The organism is Streptomyces panaciradicis (assembly GCF_023516615.1).
Classification (GTDB): Bacteria; Actinomycetota; Actinomycetes; order Streptomycetales; family Streptomycetaceae; genus Streptomyces; species Streptomyces panaciradicis.
Map to the genome: position 1 here is coordinate 253,165 of NZ_JAMGBF010000001.1, position 15,048 is coordinate 268,212.

A 15,048-nucleotide genomic window follows, 5' to 3' on the forward strand; every position below is an offset into this window, starting at 1 on the left:
AGGCGTACGTGACCATCATCGAAGAAGTTTCCGTGCCCTCGCCGCGCGACGGCGACGGCGGCCCGCTCCTCGAAGTGCGTGACCTGCACGTCGAGTTCCACACCCGCGAGGGCGTGGTCAAGGCCGTCAACGGCGTCAACTACAGCGTGGCCGCCGGCGAGACGCTCGCCGTCCTCGGCGAGTCGGGCTCCGGCAAGTCGGTGACCGCGCAGGCCATCATGGGCATCCTCGACATGCCCCCGGCGAAGATCCCGCAGGGCGAGATCCGCTTCCGGGGCGAGGACATGCTCCGGATGTCCGGTGAGGACCGCCGCAAGATCCGCGGCCGGCGCATCGCCATGATCTTCCAGGACGCGCTCAGCTCGCTGAACCCGGTGCTCTCCGTCGGCTACCAGCTCGGCGAGATGTTCCGCGTCCACCACGGCATGTCCAAGAAGGACGCCAAGGCCAAGGCGATCGAGCTGATGGACCGGGTGAAGATCCCGGCCGCCGCGGCGCGGGTGAACGACTACCCGCACCAGTTCTCCGGCGGTATGCGCCAGCGCATCATGATCGCCATGGCGCTGGCCCTGGAGCCCGAGCTGATCATCGCCGACGAGCCGACCACGGCTCTCGACGTCACCGTCCAGGCCCAGGTGATGGACCTGCTGGCGGACCTGCAGCGCGAGTACAACATGGGCCTGATCCTCATCACCCACGACCTCGGCGTGGTCGCCGACGTCGCGGACAAGATCGCCGTGATGTACGCGGGCCGGATCGTCGAGACGGCCCCCGTCCACGAGCTGTACAAGCGGCCCGCGCACCCCTACACGCGCGGTCTGCTGGACTCGATCCCGCGCCTGGACCAGAAGGGCCAGGAGCTGTACGCGATCAAGGGTCTGCCGCCCAACCTGCTGCGCATCCCCACCGGTTGCGCCTTCAACCCGCGCTGCCCCAAGGCGCAGGACATCTGCCGCACGGACATCCCTCCGCTGCTGCCGGTGACCGAGCAGGACGGCGCGGAGCTGCCGGGCCGTGCCTCGGCCTGCCACTTCTGGAAGGAGACGCTCCATGGCTGAGCTCAGCAAGAACGACGAGCCGCAGGACGCCACTCCGAACGTGTCCGAGGTGGACGTGGTGGACGCCCACTCCGAGGCGGAGTCCGTCGCCGCCATCGAGGCGCCCGTCGAGCGGGGCGAGCCGATCCTGCAGGTGCGTGGCCTGGTCAAGCACTTCCCGCTGACCCAGGGCATCCTGTTCAAGAAGCAGGTCGGCGCGGTCAAGGCCGTCGACGGCGTCTCCTTCGACCTGCACCAGGGCGAGACCCTGGGCATCGTCGGCGAGTCCGGCTGCGGCAAGTCGACGGTGGCCAAGCTCCTGATGAACCTGGAGCGGGCGACGGCCGGCGAGATCTTCTACAAGGGCCAGGACATCACCAAGCTGTCCGGGCGCGCGCTGAAGGCGGTCCGCCGCAACATCCAGATGGTGTTCCAGGACCCCTACACCTCGCTCAACCCCCGTATGACGGTGGGCGACATCATCGGCGAGCCCTTCGACATCCACCCCGAGGTGGCCCCGAAGGGCGACCGGCGGCGCAGGGTGCAGGAGCTGCTGGACGTCGTCGGCCTCAACCCCGAGTACATCAACCGCTACCCGCACCAGTTCTCGGGCGGTCAGCGCCAGCGCATCGGCATCGCCCGCGGTCTGGCGCTCAACCCCGAGATCATCATCTGCGACGAGCCGGTCTCGGCCCTGGACGTCTCCGTCCAGGCCCAGGTCATCAACCTGATGGAGCGACTGCAGGACGAGTTCAACCTGTCCTACATCTTCATCGCGCACGACCTGTCGATCGTCCGGCACATCTCGGACCGCGTGGGCGTGATGTACCTCGGCAAGATGGCCGAGATCGGCACCGACGAGCAGATCTACGACCACCCGACGCACCCCTACACCCAGGCGCTGCTGTCGGCGGTCCCCGTGCCGGACCCGGAGGCCCGCGAGAGCCGCGAGCGGATCATCCTGACCGGTGACGTGCCGTCCCCGGCCAACCCGCCCTCCGGCTGCCGTTTCCGCACCCGCTGCTGGAAGGCCCAGGACAAGTGCGCCGAGGAGGTCCCGCTGCTCGCGATCCCGGAGCGCTTCAAGGACACCGACTCCCCGGCGGCCCACGAGTCGGCCTGCCACTTCGCGGAGGAGAAGGACGTCGTCCACGCGTAGCCTGCGGCGGCTGAGCAGTTGTCCCCGGTACCCGCTGTTGTGGGGTGCCGGGGACTTGCGTTTCCGGACGCGGGTTGTCGTGCGGGTGCGGGGCGGTTGTGGCCGGTCGCGCAGTTCCCCGCGCCCCTGGGGCGTTTGCGGCGCCCGGTGTGGTGGGGTGCGGGGGCGTTGTGGCTGGTCGCGCAGTTCCCCGCGCCCCTTGGTGGGTGCAGTGCTGTCTTTTGAGGGGGTAGGCGCGTGTTGCATCACGTCGAGTTGTGGGTGCCGGATCTGGGGCGGGCCGTGGGGGAGTGGGGGTGGTTGCTGGGGCGGCTCGGGTGGACGCCGTACCAGGAGTGGGAGCGGGGGAGGAGTTGGCGGGAGGGCGGCACCTATCTGGTGGTCGAGGAGTCCGTCGCCATGAGCGGCACCGACCACGACCGGATGCGGCCCGGGCTCAACCACCTCGCCTTCCACGCCGGTTCGCGCGGCGACGTCGACGCGTTGGCCGAGGCCGCGCCCGGCCACGGCTGGCAGCCCCTCTTCGCCGCGCGCTACCCGTACGCCGGCGGGCCCGGCCACTACGCCGCCTACCTCGTCAACTCCGACGGGTTCGAGGTCGAGTTGGTCGCGGGTGAGGCTACGTAGTCACCCGTGTCCGGGCCCAGTGGCAGGCCACCTGGGTTTCGTCCGTGCCGGTCAGGATGGCGAGGTCCTGGGTGCGGCAGGCGTCCGCGACCCCGGCGCGGTCCGCCTCGCCGCCCGCCAGGATCTGGCAGCGGGCGTGGAAGCGGCAGCCGGAGGGGATGCGGGAGGGGTCGGGGGGTTCGCCGGTCAGGACCACCGGGTCGCCGGGGGCCTCCGGGAGGACCGACAGCAGGGCCTGGGTGTACGGGTGCCGGGGCGCCGTCAGGACCTGCTCCACCGTGCCCGTCTCCACGATCCGCCCCAGGTACATCACCGCCACCCGGTCCGCGACGTTCCACGCCAGACCCAGGTCGTGCGTGACCACCAGCGCGGACAGGCCCAGTTCGGTGCGCAGACGCAGCAGCAGGGCGAGGATCTCGCCGCGTACGGAGGCGTCCAGGGAGGCCACCGGCTCGTCGGCGACGATGAGTTCGGGCTGCAGGACCAACGCGCCCGCGATGACGACCCGTTGGCGCTGCCCGCCGGAGAGCTCGTGCGGGTAGCGCAGGAAGAAGCGCTCGGGCGGGCGGAGTCCCGCGCGGGACAGGGCCTCTGCCACGGCCGCCCGCTCGTCGCCGCCGTGCCCGTGGATGCGCAGGCCCTCGGCCACCGCCTCGTACACCGTGTGCCGCGGGTTCAGCGAGCCGCTGGGGTCCTGCAGGACCAGCTGGACGCGCCGGCGGTAGGCCTTCAGCGCCCGGGAGGAGTACTCCAGCGGCTTGCCGTCGAAGCGGACGCTGCCCGAGGACGGCTCGACCAGCCCGAGCAGCGAGCGCGCCAGCGTCGTCTTGCCGCAGCCCGACTCACCGACCAGCGCCACGATCTCCCCGGCGCCGATGTCGAGCTCCACGCCGTCCACCGCCCGGGCGGGCGCGGCGCCGTGGCGGCCGGGGAAGGTCACGTGCAGGTCCCGCGCGCTCAGCAGCGGCGCCGCAGTCGTCATGTCGTGCTCCTCACGTCCTGCGCCGGACCGGCCGGCGGCGGAACCGCCGCCCCGACGTGCACACACGCCGCCCGCCGCCCGGGTCCGGCCTCCCGCAGCGGCTGGTCCAGCACGGCGCACTCGTCCAGGGCGACCGGGCAGCGCGGGTGGAAGGCGCAGCCGGACGGCAGGTCCGTCGGGTCGGGCGGGTCACCGGCGAGCCCCCGCGGGGCGAACCGGGACGCCGGGTCGCCGATGCGCGGGAACGCCGACGACAGGGCCCTGCCGTACGGGTGCAGCGCGTCCTCGTAGACCGTCCGCGCGGGCCCCTCCTCGACCACCCGGCCCGCGTACATCACGGCCAGCCGGTCGCAGGTGTCGGCGAGGACCGCCAGATCGTGGCTGATCATGATCAGGCCCAGCTCCTGCTCGGACACGAGCTGTTCGATGAGCCGCAGGATCTGCGCCTGGATCATCACGTCCAGGGCGGTGGTCGGCTCGTCGGCGATCACGAGCCGCGGGTCGCAGGCCAGCGCCATGGCGATCATGACGCGCTGCCGCTGGCCGCCGGAGAGCTCGTGCGGATACGCCCGCGCCCGCGCGGCCGGCAGACCCACCTGCTCCAGCAGCTCACCGGCCCGCCGCTTGGCGGCCGCCGGGGGCGCGCCGCCGTGCAGCAGGATCGGCTCGGCGATCTGGTCGCCGAGGCGGTGCACGGGGTTGAGCGAGTGCATGGCGCCCTGGAAGACGATCGAGGCGCCGGCCCAGCGCACCGCGCGCACCTGTCCCCAGCGCATCGTCAGGACGTCCTCCCCGTCGAGCAGGACCTCACCGCCGACCTTCGTGCCGGCCGGCAGCAGCCGCAGCAGGGCCAGCGCCAGCGTGGACTTGCCGCAGCCCGACTCGCCGGCGATCCCGAGCTTGCGGCCCGCCTCCAGGGACAGGTCCACACCCCGTACCGCCTCGGCCCCGCCCGGATACGTCACGGTCAGGCCCCGCACGTCCAGCAGCGTCAACGGGCCACCCCCAGCCTGGGATTGAGCACGGACTCCACCGCCCGCCCGCACAGCGTGAACGCCAGCGCCACCAGCGCGATGGCGATGCCCGGCGGCACCAGGTACCACCAGTCGCCCGCGCTGACCGCGCCCGCCTCGCGCGCGTCCTGCAGCAGCCCGCCCCACGAGATCACCGTCGGATCGCCGAGCCCGAGGAAGGCGAGCGTGGCCTCGGCGAGGACGGAGGAGGAGATCATCAGGGTCGTCTGGGCGAGGACCAGCGGCATCACGTTGGGCAGCACGTGCCGGCTCATGATGTGCCAGTGCCCGCCGCCGAGCGCCTTGGCCCGTTCGATGTACGGCCGCGACTCCACCGCCAGGGTCTGGGCGCGCACCAGCCGGGCCGTCGTCGGCCAGGAGGTGACGCCGATCGCGAGGATCACCGTGCCGAGCGAGCGGGTCATCACGGTGGCCAGCGCGATGGCGAGCACCAGCGCCGGCATCACCAGGAACCAGTCCGTGATCCGCATCAGCACCGTCGCGTACGCGCCCTTGAAGTGCCCGGCGGTGACCCCGACGACGGTGCCGATCACCACCGACAGCACGGCCGCGAGCAGCCCCACCAGCAGCGACACCCGTGACCCCCACACCACCAGCCCCAGCACGCTGCGCCCGAACCGGTCGGTGCCCAGCGGGAAGTCGAGGCTCGGCGCCTCCAGCGGAGCGCCGGGGGCGTCGGTCACGCCGGCCACGCCGGAGCCGACGGTCAGCGGCGCGGTCAGTGCCATCAGGGCGAACAGCACGAGCGCGGCCAGGCCGATCATCCCGGCGCGGTGGGTGCGGTAGCTGCGCCAGAACCGGGCGGCGGACTGCCGGCGGCGCTGCCGGGCGAGCCGGCCCGGGGTCGCCGGCGCCGCGTCGGCCGTCATCGGCCCACCCGGGGGTCGAGCAGCGGATACAGCAGGTCGGCCAATGTGTTCATGACGATCACCGCCGAGGCGAAGAAGAGGAACAGGCCCTGCACGAGCGGCAGGTCGGGCACGCTCAGCGCCTGGTAGAACAGGCCGCCCAGGCCCGGCCAGGAGAAGACGGTCTCGACCAGGATGACGCCCGCGACGGTCCGGCCGAGATTGACGAAGACGAGGGTGACCGTGGGCAGCAGCGCGTTCGGCACGGCGTGCCGGCGGCGCACCAGGTCGTCCCTGAGTCCCTTGGCGCGGGCGGTCGTCAGGTAGTCGCTGCCCATCTCGTCCAGCAGCGCCGAGCGGGTGACGAGCAGCGTCTGGCCGTACTCGACCGCGACCAGGGTGATCACCGGCAGGACCAGGTGGTGGGCGACGTCGAGGACGTAGGCGAAGCCCTCCTTGCCGCCGGACTCCATGCCGCCGGTCGGGAACAGCCCGGGGATCGGGCCGAGGCCCACCGCGAACACGATGATCATCAGCAGGCCGAGCCAGAAGGACGGCACGGAGTAGAGGGTGAGCGCCAGGCCGGTGTTGAGCTTGTCGCCGAGCTTCCCGTGCCGCCAGGCCGAGCGGGTGCCGAGGAACATGCCGAGCGCGGTGTAGAGCACGAAGGCGGTGCCGGTCAGCAGCAGCGTGTTCGGCAGCGCCTCCGTGATCTTGTCGATGACCGGGGCGCGGAACTGGTACGACGTGCCCAGGTCACCGGTGAGCGCCTTGCGGCAGTAGTCGGTGAACTGCTCCCACATCGGCAGGTCGAGCCCGAACTCCCGCCGGTACTCGGCGAGTTGTGCCGCCGAGACCGGCCGGCCGCCCGTCATGGTCTTCACCGGGTCGCCCGGGATCAGCCGGAACAGGAAGAACCCGGTGACCAGGACGGCCAGCAGCGAGACGGCGGCGCCGCCCGCCTTCCCGGCCACGTACCGGGGGTAGGCGGTGCCGGTACGGGGCCGTCTCGCCCGGGCGACGGGCGCGGTGACTGCGTCGGAGACCATGAACCACCTATTCGCGGTCGTCGGCGGTCGTACGGCGGCGCATCGCGAAGAACACCCCGGCGGCGGCGAGGACCACGACCCCCGCGACGACGCCGACGATCACCCCGGTCGAGGAACCCCCGGAGGAGGAACCGGAGTCCGCCGGCACGGCCGACCACCAGCTCCAGTAGCCGTCCTGGCCGTAGATGTTGCCGGCCGCCTTCGGCATCGTCGTGATCGACTTGATCTGGTCGGTGCGGTAGGCCTCGACGGCGTTCGGGTACGCCATGACGTTCATGTACCCCAGGTCGTACAGCCGCGACTCCATCTGCTTGACGATGTCGGCCCGTTTGGCGGAGTCGTACTCGGCGAGCTGCCTGGCGTACAGGTCGTCGTAGGTCTTGTCGCAGATGAAGTTGTCGGTCGCGCCGGTGTCCTTCGGGGTGGCCGGCAGGGCGCCGCAGGTGTGGATCGACAGCACGAAGTCGGGGTCGGGGTTGACCGACCAGCCGTCGAAGGCGAGGTCGTACTTCCCGGCGAGCCAGGGGTCGGTGACGTTGTCCAGGCAGTCCAGCGTCATGCCGATGCCGAGCTTGCCCCACCACTCCTTGAGGTACTGGCCGACCGCCTTGTCGTTGGGGTCTGTGGCGTGGCACAGGACGCGGTAGTTCAGCGGCTTGCCGTTCTTGCCGACCCGTTTACCGGCCGCGTTCTTCTTGTAGCCCGCCTGGTCGAGGAGTTGGGCGGCCTTGGCGGGGTCGTAGGAGAGGTCCTGGCTCGCGGAGGGCTTCCAGAAGTACGTCGAGAAGCGGGGCGGGATGTAGCCCTGGCCCTCGACGGCGTGGCCCTGGAACACCTTGTCGATGACGGCCTTGCGGTCGACCGCCATGAACAGGGCGTTGCGCACCCGCTGGTCCAGCAGGGACGGATCGCCGTCGCCGAACTTCTGGCCGTTGCGCGCCTTCGCGCCCGGGTTGGTGGCCAGGGCGTAGAAGCGGCGGCCCGGGCCCTCGTTGACGTGGATGTCCTTCTGGCCCTTGAGGGACGCGGCCTGGGCGGGCGTGAGGGCGGGCTGGCCCGCGACGAAGGAGACCTCGCCCTTGCGCAGGGCGGCCACCGCGGCGTCCTGGTCCTTGTAGTACTTGAAGACCAGCTCGTCGAACTTCGGCGCCCCGCGCCAGAAGTCCTTGTTGGCCTTCAGCCGGACGTAGCTGTCCGCCTTGTAGTCGGTGAGCACGAACGGGCCGTCGCCGACGATCGGGAAGGACTTGTCGTTGTTGAACTTCGAGAAGTCCTTGACGCTCTTCCAGATGTGCTGGGGCACGATCGGCACGTCGAGCGCGGTCATCGTCGCCTGCGGCTTCTTGAGCTTGATGACCAGCTGGGTGGGGCTCGGGGCGGACACCGAACGGAAGTTGGCGACGAAGCTGCCGTTCGCCGTGGCCGCCGCCTCGTCCGTCATCATCTTGTCGAACGTCCAGGCCGCGTCCTTCGCGGTCACCTTCTCCCCGTCCGACCACGTGGCGTCGGAGCGGATGGTGTACGTCCAGGTGAGCTTGTCGGCGGACGGCTTCCAGCTGGTGGCGAGGCCCGGCACGGGGTGCGCGTCCCCGGGGTCGTAGTCGGTGAGGTACTCGTACGTCAGCCGCAGGATGCTCGTGCTGAGCAGCCGTACCGCGAGGAAGGGGCTGAGCGAGTCGACGCTCTGGGCGACCGCCACGGTGAGCGTCTTCTTGCCCTCGGCCGCCTGGGCGCGCTGGGGCGCCGGGTTGAGCGGGGTCGCGAGGCCTGCCGAGACGGTCAGGGCGACGGCGCCGGCGGCCGCGACGAGCCGGGCCGTGCGGTGCCGTGGGCTTCTCGGGTGTGAACGCCGTGTGCCGTGCTGGTCTTGTGGGCTCATGAATCGTGACCTCGCGTCATCGCTCGCACAGGGAGGGCTTGTTCGGACTTCCGGACCGGGTTTCGCCTGGTGACGCCAGCTGGGTGATGAGTGTGTCTATCAGCGGGTGTCTGCGCCCGTCAACGGCCCGCCAAACCTGATGTGGCCTGCGGAAACGGCGAGTTGATGTTCGATGTGGCCAATATTGGTCGAGACCGGTGAAGGGGTCCTGGTGGGGGGCTGACGCCGTCAGCGGACGGATTCGGCCACCGTGATGATCTCGTGACTGTCTGCCCGGAGAGGCCCGCGTTCCCAGTCGCCGAACTGTTCCGTCACGCGAAGCCCCGCCCGGCCCAGCGAGCGTGCCAGGGCGTCGGCGGCCAGAAAGCGCCGGGTGGAGCGGCAGGTCTGCGGGCGGGGCCAGGGGCCGCCCGCGAACGTCGTCGTGAAGGTCACCCGTTCGCCCCCGGCGGCCCCCTCCACCTCGCGCCACACCCGTACGGCACGGCCGTCCGGGCCGACGACCCGGCGCACGTGCTCCGGCGTCCACCGCGACCAGGCGCGCGCCGCCGGATTCCGGGTGCCGAACACGAACCGCCCGCCCGGGGCCAGGGCGGCGCGCACGCTGCTCAGCGCCCGCCGCAACTCGTCTTCCCCTACGAGAACTTGGAAGGTGTGCCCGGTCATCACGACCAGCTCGAACTCGCCGCCCCACGCCCGCGACCCCAGATCCCCGAGCACCCATTCGACCCCGGGTTCCCGCCGCCGTGCCTGGACGAGCAGCGCGGCCGCCGGATCCAGCCCCGTCAGCCGCCCCCGATGCCCCGCCGCACGGGCCCGCGCGAGCAGCCGGCCGGTGCCGCAGCCCGCGTCGAGCACCGATCCGGCGGACATCGCCAGGCCCAGACAGAACTCGTCGCCCGGTCCCCACGGGTGGAGGGCGTCGTAGAGGGAGGCGAGGGAAAGATCGGCGAACGATCGGTCGACCACGCGCAGGAGTGTGTCACAGGTCACCGAACGCACGGACGTGAACAACCGTCTTCTTGCCTTGTCCGGCACTCCCTCTTGCCTTACCCGGCCGCGCCGGTCAGCGCACGACCCGCCCCCGCAGCACGATCCGTCCCGGATACCGCAGCACCCCGGGCTGGCGGCGCGGATCGGTGCCGTGCGCGGCGAACGCCTCGGGATCGAACGCCGTCTCGTCCGCCGATCGGGTGCCCGGATGGGTGTGCACGTCGACCAGGCCGGGGAGCAGGAACCCTCCGTCGGCCACGGTGTCGGCCGGTCGGGACGGGCGGTCGAAGGTGATCCGGTCGCCGAGCGTCCACAGGTCCCGGACCGACCCGTCCGGCAGCACGGTCCCGCGCAGGTGAAGGGCCATGGGGGCGAAGGGTATCGGCCGCCGTCCTGCGAATGGGCGCGTCGGAGGTGCGGGGTGGCCGTTATTGATCACATATTGGCCGATAACGGACCGGCATTCCTGAGGAGGCACTCCATGCGCGGAGCCACGCACGCCAAGTGGGCCGCATGCGCGACGGCGGTCGCACTCGCCGCGACGGCCTGCGGAGGCGGTGGGAGCGACAGCGGAAGCGGCAGCGGGTCCGGCAGCGGAGTGCTCAGCTCGTCCTGGGGCGACCCCCAGAACCCCTTGGAACCGGCCAACACCAACGAGGTGCAGGGCGGCAAGGTCCTCGACATGATCTTCCGCGGGCTGAAGCGGTACGACCCCAAGACGGGCGCCGCCCAGGACATGCTCGCCGAGAGCATCGACACCAAGGACTCGCAGAACTTCACGATCACCGTCAAGAGCGGCTGGAAGTTCAGCAATGGAGAGGCCGTCAACGCCAAGTCCTTCGTCGACGCCTGGAACTACGGCGCCAGCCTGAAGAACAACCAGAAGAACGCGTACTTCTTCGGCTACATCGAGGGCTACGACAAGACGCACCCGGACACCGGCAATCAGACCGCGGACACCCTCTCCGGCCTCAAGGTCACCGGCGACCGCACCTTCACCGTCAAGCTCACGCAGAAGTTCTCGACCTTCCCCGACACCCTGGGCTACGCGGCCTACTCCCCGCTGCCCCAGGCGTTCTTCACCGACCACGCCAACTGGATCAAGAAGCCGGTCGGCAACGGCCCGTACACCGTGCAGTCGTACACCAAGGGCTCCAAGATGTCCCTGCGCAAGTGGGACGCCTACCCCGGCAGCGACAAGGCGCAGAACGGCGGCGTCGACCTCAAGGTCTACACCGACAACAACACCGCCTACACCGACCTGATGGCCGGCAACCTCGACCTCGTCGACGACATCCCCGCCGCGCAGCTGAAGAACGTCAAGAACGACCTCGGCAGCCGCTACCTCAACACGCCCGCCGGCATCATCCAGACGCTCGCCTTCCCGTACTACGACAAGAACTGGAACACCAGCGGCTCGGTGAAGGTCCGCAAGGGCCTGTCCATGGCGATCAACCGCCAGCAGATCACCGAGACGATCTTCCAGAAGACCCGCACCCCCGCCACCGACTGGACCTCGCCCGTCCTCGGCACCAAGGGCGGCTTCCAGGACGGCCTGTGCGGGGACGGCTGCACCTACAACCCGAGCGAGGCCAAGAAGCTCGTCCAGGAGGGCGGCGGCCTCCCCGGCGGCCAGGTCAAGATCACATACAACGCGGACACCGGCTCGCACAAGGAGTGGGTGGACGCCGTGTGCAACTCCATCAACAACGCCCTCGGCAACAACAAGGCCTGCGTCGGCAACCCGGTCGGCACCTTCGCGGACTTCCGCAACCAGATCGGGCAGCACAAGATGACCGGGCCGTTCCGGGCCGGCTGGCAGATGGACTACCCGCTCATCCAGAACTTCCTGCAGCCGCTCTACTACACCAACGCCTCCTCCAACGACGGCCAGTGGTCCAACAAGGACTTCGACAGTCTCGTCAACCAGGCCAACGCCGAGACCGACACCGCCAAGGCGATCGGCCTCTTCCAGAACGCCGAGAAGGTCGTCCGCGACAACATGGCCGCCATCCCGCTGTGGTACCAGAACGGCAGCGCCGGCTGGTCCGACCGCCTGTCGAACGTGGCCCTCAACCCGTTCAGCGTCCCGGTGTACAACGAGATCAAGGTCGGCTGAGCCCCCATGGGCAGGTACGTGGTCCGGCGTCTGCTCCAGATGATCCCGGTGTTCATCGGGGCCACGCTGCTGATCTTCCTGATGGTGAACGTGATGGGCGACCCCATCGCGGGCCTGTGCGGCGAGCGGCAGTGCGACCCGGCCACGGCCGCCCAGCTGAAGAAGGAGTTCGGCCTCGACAAGCCCGTGTGGCAGCAGTACCTGACCTACATGGGGAACGTCTTCACCGGCGACTTCGGCACCGCCTTCAACGGGCAGAAGGTCACCGAGCTGATGGCGAGCGCGTTCCCCGTCACCATCCGGCTGACGATCGTCGCGATCTTCTTCGAGATCGTCATCGGCATCACCCTGGGCGTCGTCACGGGCCTGAAGCGGGGCCGCCCCGTCGACACCTCCGTCCTCCTGCTCACCCTCGTCGTCATCTCCGTGCCCACCTTCGTCACCGGCCTGCTGCTGCAACTGCTGCTCGGCGTCGAGTGGGGCTGGATCAAACCGTCGGTCTCCCCGGAGGCACCCTTCAGCGAGCTGATCGTGCCGGGCCTGGTCCTCGCCTCGGTCTCCCTCGCCTACGTCACCCGGCTGACCCGCACCTCCATCGCGGAGAACCGCCGCTCCGACTACGTCCGCACCGCCGTCGCCAAGGGCCTGCCTAGGCAGCGGGTGATCGTCCGCCACCTGCTGCGCAACTCCCTGATCCCCGTGGTCACCTTCATCGGCACCGACATCGGCGCGCTGATGGGCGGCGCGATCGTCACCGAGCGGATCTTCAACATCCACGGCGTCGGCTACCAGCTCTACCAGGGCATCCTGCGGCAGAACACCCAGACCGTCGTCGGCTTCGTCACCGTCCTCGTGCTCGTCTTCCTGGTCGCCAACCTGCTCGTCGACCTGCTGTACGCCGTACTCGATCCGAGGATCCGCTATGCCTGAGCAGCCGTACGAACAGGAGGGCGCCATCGCCGGCACCGGCATGGGCGGCGCGATGGACCTCGCGACGAGCGAGGCGACGACGCTCGAGAAGACACCCGGCGGACCGGAGGGCACCGGCCCGGCCGGCAAGCCCCGCTCGCTCTGGTCGGACGCCTGGCGCGACCTGCGCCGCAACCCCGTCTTCATCATCGCGGGCGTCGTCATCCTCTTCCTGGTCTTCATCTCCCTGTGGCCCTCGTCCATCACCTGGATGAGCCCGCTCACCTGCGACCTCGCCAAGGCCCAGCAGGGCTCCCAGCCCGGCCACCCCTTCGGCTTCGACGGCCAGGGCTGCGACGTCTACACCCGCACCGTCTACGGCACCCGTACGTCCGTCACGGTCGGCGTCTGCGCCACGCTCGGGGTCGCCATCCTCGGCTCGGTGCTGGGCGGCCTCGCGGGCTACTTCGGCGGCGCGTGGGACTCGTTCCTCTCCCGCATCACCGACATCTTCTTCGCGATCCCGGTCGTGCTGGGCGGTCTGGTCCTGCTGTCGGTGGTGACCAGCAACACCGTCTGGCCGGTCGTCGGCTTCATCGTGCTGCTGGGGTGGCCGCAGATCGCCCGCATCGGCCGCGGCTCCGTCATCACCGCCAAGCACAACGACTACGTCCACGCCGCCCGCTCCCTCGGCGCCTCCAACTCCCGCATCCTGCTGCGGCACATCGCGCCCAACGCGGTCGCCCCGGTGATCGTCGTCGCCACCATCGCGCTCGGCACCTACATCGCCCTGGAGGCCACCCTGTCCTTCCTCGGCGTCGGCCTGAAGCCCCCGAACGTCAGCTGGGGCATCGACATCTCCGCCGCGTCCCCCTACATCCGCAACGCCCCGCACATGCTCCTGTGGCCGGCCGGCGCCCTCGCCCTCACCGTCCTCGCCTTCATCATGCTCGGCGACGCGGTCCGCGACGCCCTCGACCCGAAGCTGAGGTGAGCCGTCGTCATGCTGCTCGAAGTGCGTGATCTGCACGTGGAGTTCCACACCCGGGACGGGGTCGCCAAGGCCGTCAACGGCGTCGACTACAGCGTGGACGCGGGCCAGACGCTCGCCGTCCTCGGGGAGTCCGGGTCCGGCAAGTCGGTCACCGCGCAGGCCGTGATGGGCATCCTCGACATCCCGCCCGGGAAGATCACCGGCGGCGAGATCCTCTTCCAGGGCCGGGACCTGCTCGGGCTCAAGGAGGAGGAGCGCAGGAAGGTCCGCGGCGCCGAGATGGCGATGATCTTCCAGGACGCCTTGTCGTCCCTGAACCCCGTCCTCACCGTGGGCGACCAGCTCGGCGAGATGTTCATCGTGCACCGCGGGATGTCGAAGAAGGACGCCAGGGCCAAGGCGGTCGAGCTGATGGACCGGGTCCGTATCCCGGCCGCGGCGGCGCGGGTCGGGGACTATCCGCACCAGTTCTCCGGCGGTATGCGCCAGCGCATCATGATCGCGATGGCGCTCGCCCTGGAGCCGGCCCTCATCATCGCCGACGAGCCCACCACCGCCCTCGACGTCACCGTCCAGGCCCAGGTCATGGACCTGCTGGCGGACCTGCAGCGCGAGTACAACATGGGCCTGATCCTCATCACCCACGACCTCGGCGTGGTCGCCGACGTCGCCGACAAAATCGCCGTGATGTACGCGGGCCGGATCGTCGAGTCGGCCCCGGTGCACGACATCTACAAGGCCCCCGCCCACCCCTACACCCGCGGGCTCCTCGACTCCATCCCGCGCCTGGACCAGAAGGGCCAGGAGCTGTACGCGATCAAGGGCCTGCCGCCCAACCTGATGCACATCCCGCCGGGCTGCGCCTTCAACCCCCGCTGCCCGATGGCCCAGGACGTGTGCCGCACCGACGAACCGCCCCTGTACGAGGTCGACGAGGACCGGGGCAGCGCCTGCCACTTCTGGAGGGAGTGCCTCGATGGCTGACCGAGCCGAGCCCATCCTCGAAGTGAGCGGACTGGTCAAGCACTATCCGCTGACGCGGGGCATCGTGATCAAGAAGCAGATCGGTGCGGTCAGGGCGGTCGACGGCGTGGACTTCACGCTGCACAAGGGCGAGACCCTCGGCATCGTCGGGGAGTCCGGCTGCGGCAAGTCGACCGTCGCCAAGATGCTCGTCAACCTTGAACGGCCGACCCAAGGGGTGATCCGGTACAAGGGCGAGGACATCGGCAAGCTGTCCGCCAGGGCCCTGAAGTCCGTCCGCCGCAACATCCAGATGGTCTTCCAGGACCCCTACACCTCCCTCAACCCCCGTATGACGGTGGGCGACATCATCGGGGAGCCGTACGAGATCCACCCCGAGGTGGCCCCCAAGGGCGACCGGCGCAAGAAGGTCCAGGAGCTGCTGGACGTCGTCG

General features: G+C 70.1%; 15 protein-coding genes. 8 read left to right on the plus strand and 7 right to left on the minus strand.

Annotated features, from left to right (window positions below):
* Nucleotides 1-8: 8 nt before the first annotated feature.
* The 3 genes from M8J74_RS01230 to M8J74_RS01240 all read left to right on the plus strand — a co-directional run bounded on the left by M8J74_RS01230 (nt 9) and on the right by M8J74_RS01240 (nt 2,823).
* Nucleotides 9-1,058, plus strand: coding sequence for an ABC transporter ATP-binding protein (locus M8J74_RS01230; protein WP_249834594.1), 1,050 nt, complete (start codon nt 9-11; stop codon nt 1,056-1,058).
* Nucleotides 1,051-2,196, plus strand: a complete 1,146-nt coding sequence (locus tag M8J74_RS01235; protein WP_249834595.1) for an ABC transporter ATP-binding protein — start codon at nt 1,051-1,053, stop codon at nt 2,194-2,196. Before M8J74_RS01230 ends, M8J74_RS01235 begins: the two co-directional genes overlap by 8 nt.
* A gap of 237 nt (nt 2,197-2,433) precedes the next feature.
* Nucleotides 2,434-2,823: a VOC family protein gene (locus M8J74_RS01240; protein WP_249834596.1), complete on the plus strand. Its 390-nt coding sequence runs from the start codon at nt 2,434-2,436 to the stop codon at nt 2,821-2,823.
* Here M8J74_RS01240 and M8J74_RS01245 read toward each other — a convergent pair.
* The 7 genes from M8J74_RS01245 to M8J74_RS01275 form a co-directional block, all read right to left on the minus strand.
* A complete protein-coding gene (locus tag M8J74_RS01245; protein WP_249834597.1) occupies nt 2,816-3,805 on the minus strand; it encodes an ABC transporter ATP-binding protein in 990 nt (329 codons plus the stop codon). The genes M8J74_RS01240 and M8J74_RS01245 overlap by 8 nt on opposite strands.
* A complete protein-coding gene (locus M8J74_RS01250; protein WP_249834598.1) occupies nt 3,802-4,800 on the minus strand; it encodes an ABC transporter ATP-binding protein in 999 nt (332 codons plus the stop codon). The genes M8J74_RS01245 and M8J74_RS01250 overlap by 4 nt, the downstream gene beginning before the upstream one ends.
* On the minus strand, nt 4,797-5,708 hold the full coding sequence (locus tag M8J74_RS01255; RefSeq protein WP_249834599.1) for an ABC transporter permease: 912 nt from the start codon (nt 5,706-5,708) through the stop codon (nt 4,797-4,799). Before M8J74_RS01255 ends, M8J74_RS01250 begins: the two co-directional genes overlap by 4 nt.
* Nucleotides 5,705-6,736, minus strand: a complete 1,032-nt coding sequence (locus tag M8J74_RS01260) for an ABC transporter permease (RefSeq protein WP_058923427.1) — start codon at nt 6,734-6,736, stop codon at nt 5,705-5,707. The genes M8J74_RS01255 and M8J74_RS01260 overlap by 4 nt, the downstream gene beginning before the upstream one ends.
* Nucleotides 6,737-6,743: 7 nt before the next feature.
* Nucleotides 6,744-8,615 carry an ABC transporter substrate-binding protein gene (locus M8J74_RS01265; protein WP_249834600.1) on the minus strand — a complete coding sequence of 624 codons (1,872 nt, stop codon included), beginning with the start codon at nt 8,613-8,615 and terminating at the stop codon, nt 6,744-6,746.
* 228 nt (nt 8,616-8,843) lie between these two features.
* A complete protein-coding gene (locus M8J74_RS01270; protein WP_249834601.1) occupies nt 8,844-9,584 on the minus strand; it encodes a class I SAM-dependent DNA methyltransferase in 741 nt (246 codons plus the stop codon).
* 97 nt (nt 9,585-9,681) lie between these two features.
* Nucleotides 9,682-9,975 carry an amidohydrolase family protein gene (locus M8J74_RS01275; protein WP_249834602.1) on the minus strand — a complete coding sequence of 98 codons (294 nt, stop codon included), beginning with the start codon at nt 9,973-9,975 and terminating at the stop codon, nt 9,682-9,684.
* Nucleotides 9,976-10,089: 114 nt separating this feature from the next.
* Here M8J74_RS01275 and M8J74_RS01280 point away from each other — a divergent pair, with 114 nt between their 5' ends.
* The 5 genes from M8J74_RS01280 to M8J74_RS01300 all read left to right on the plus strand — a co-directional run.
* Nucleotides 10,090-11,727, plus strand: a complete 1,638-nt coding sequence (locus tag M8J74_RS01280; protein ID WP_249834603.1) for a peptide ABC transporter substrate-binding protein — start codon at nt 10,090-10,092, stop codon at nt 11,725-11,727.
* Nucleotides 11,728-11,733: 6 nt separating this feature from the next.
* Nucleotides 11,734-12,657, plus strand: coding sequence for an ABC transporter permease (locus M8J74_RS01285; RefSeq protein WP_249834604.1), 924 nt, complete (start codon nt 11,734-11,736; stop codon nt 12,655-12,657).
* Complete coding sequence (locus tag M8J74_RS01290) at nt 12,650-13,630, plus strand: ABC transporter permease (protein ID WP_249834605.1); 981 nt, start codon at nt 12,650-12,652, stop codon at nt 13,628-13,630. Before M8J74_RS01285 ends, M8J74_RS01290 begins: the two co-directional genes overlap by 8 nt.
* 9 nt (nt 13,631-13,639) lie before the next feature.
* On the plus strand, nt 13,640-14,614 hold the full coding sequence (locus M8J74_RS01295) for an ABC transporter ATP-binding protein (RefSeq protein ID WP_249834606.1): 975 nt from the start codon (nt 13,640-13,642) through the stop codon (nt 14,612-14,614).
* Nucleotides 14,607-15,048, plus strand: a 442-nt coding sequence (locus tag M8J74_RS01300) for an ATP-binding cassette domain-containing protein (protein WP_249834607.1), incomplete at its 3' end; no start/stop codon positions are given. The genes M8J74_RS01295 and M8J74_RS01300, both read left to right, overlap by 8 nt.

Excerpts from the sequence above, each read along its gene's own strand:
- M8J74_RS01235 (WP_249834595.1), top strand. The coding sequence starts at position 1,051 with ATGGCTGAGCTCAGCAAGAACGACGAGCCGCAGGACGCCACTCCGAAC.
- M8J74_RS01245 (WP_249834597.1), bottom strand. The coding sequence starts at position 3,805 with ATGACGACTGCGGCGCCGCTGCTGAGCGCGCGGGACCTGCACGTGACC.
- M8J74_RS01255 (WP_249834599.1), bottom strand. The coding sequence starts at position 5,708 with ATGACGGCCGACGCGGCGCCGGCGACCCCGGGCCGGCTCGCCCGGCAG.
- M8J74_RS01260 (WP_058923427.1), bottom strand. The coding sequence starts at position 6,736 with ATGGTCTCCGACGCAGTCACCGCGCCCGTCGCCCGGGCGAGACGGCCC.
- M8J74_RS01265 (WP_249834600.1), bottom strand. The coding sequence starts at position 8,615 with ATGAGCCCACAAGACCAGCACGGCACACGGCGTTCACACCCGAGAAGC.
- M8J74_RS01275 (WP_249834602.1), bottom strand. The coding sequence starts at position 9,975 with ATGGCCCTTCACCTGCGCGGGACCGTGCTGCCGGACGGGTCGGTCCGG.
- M8J74_RS01280 (WP_249834603.1), top strand. The coding sequence starts at position 10,090 with ATGCGCGGAGCCACGCACGCCAAGTGGGCCGCATGCGCGACGGCGGTC.
- M8J74_RS01285 (WP_249834604.1), top strand. The coding sequence starts at position 11,734 with ATGGGCAGGTACGTGGTCCGGCGTCTGCTCCAGATGATCCCGGTGTTC.
- M8J74_RS01290 (WP_249834605.1), top strand. The coding sequence starts at position 12,650 with ATGCCTGAGCAGCCGTACGAACAGGAGGGCGCCATCGCCGGCACCGGC.
- M8J74_RS01295 (WP_249834606.1), top strand. The coding sequence starts at position 13,640 with ATGCTGCTCGAAGTGCGTGATCTGCACGTGGAGTTCCACACCCGGGAC.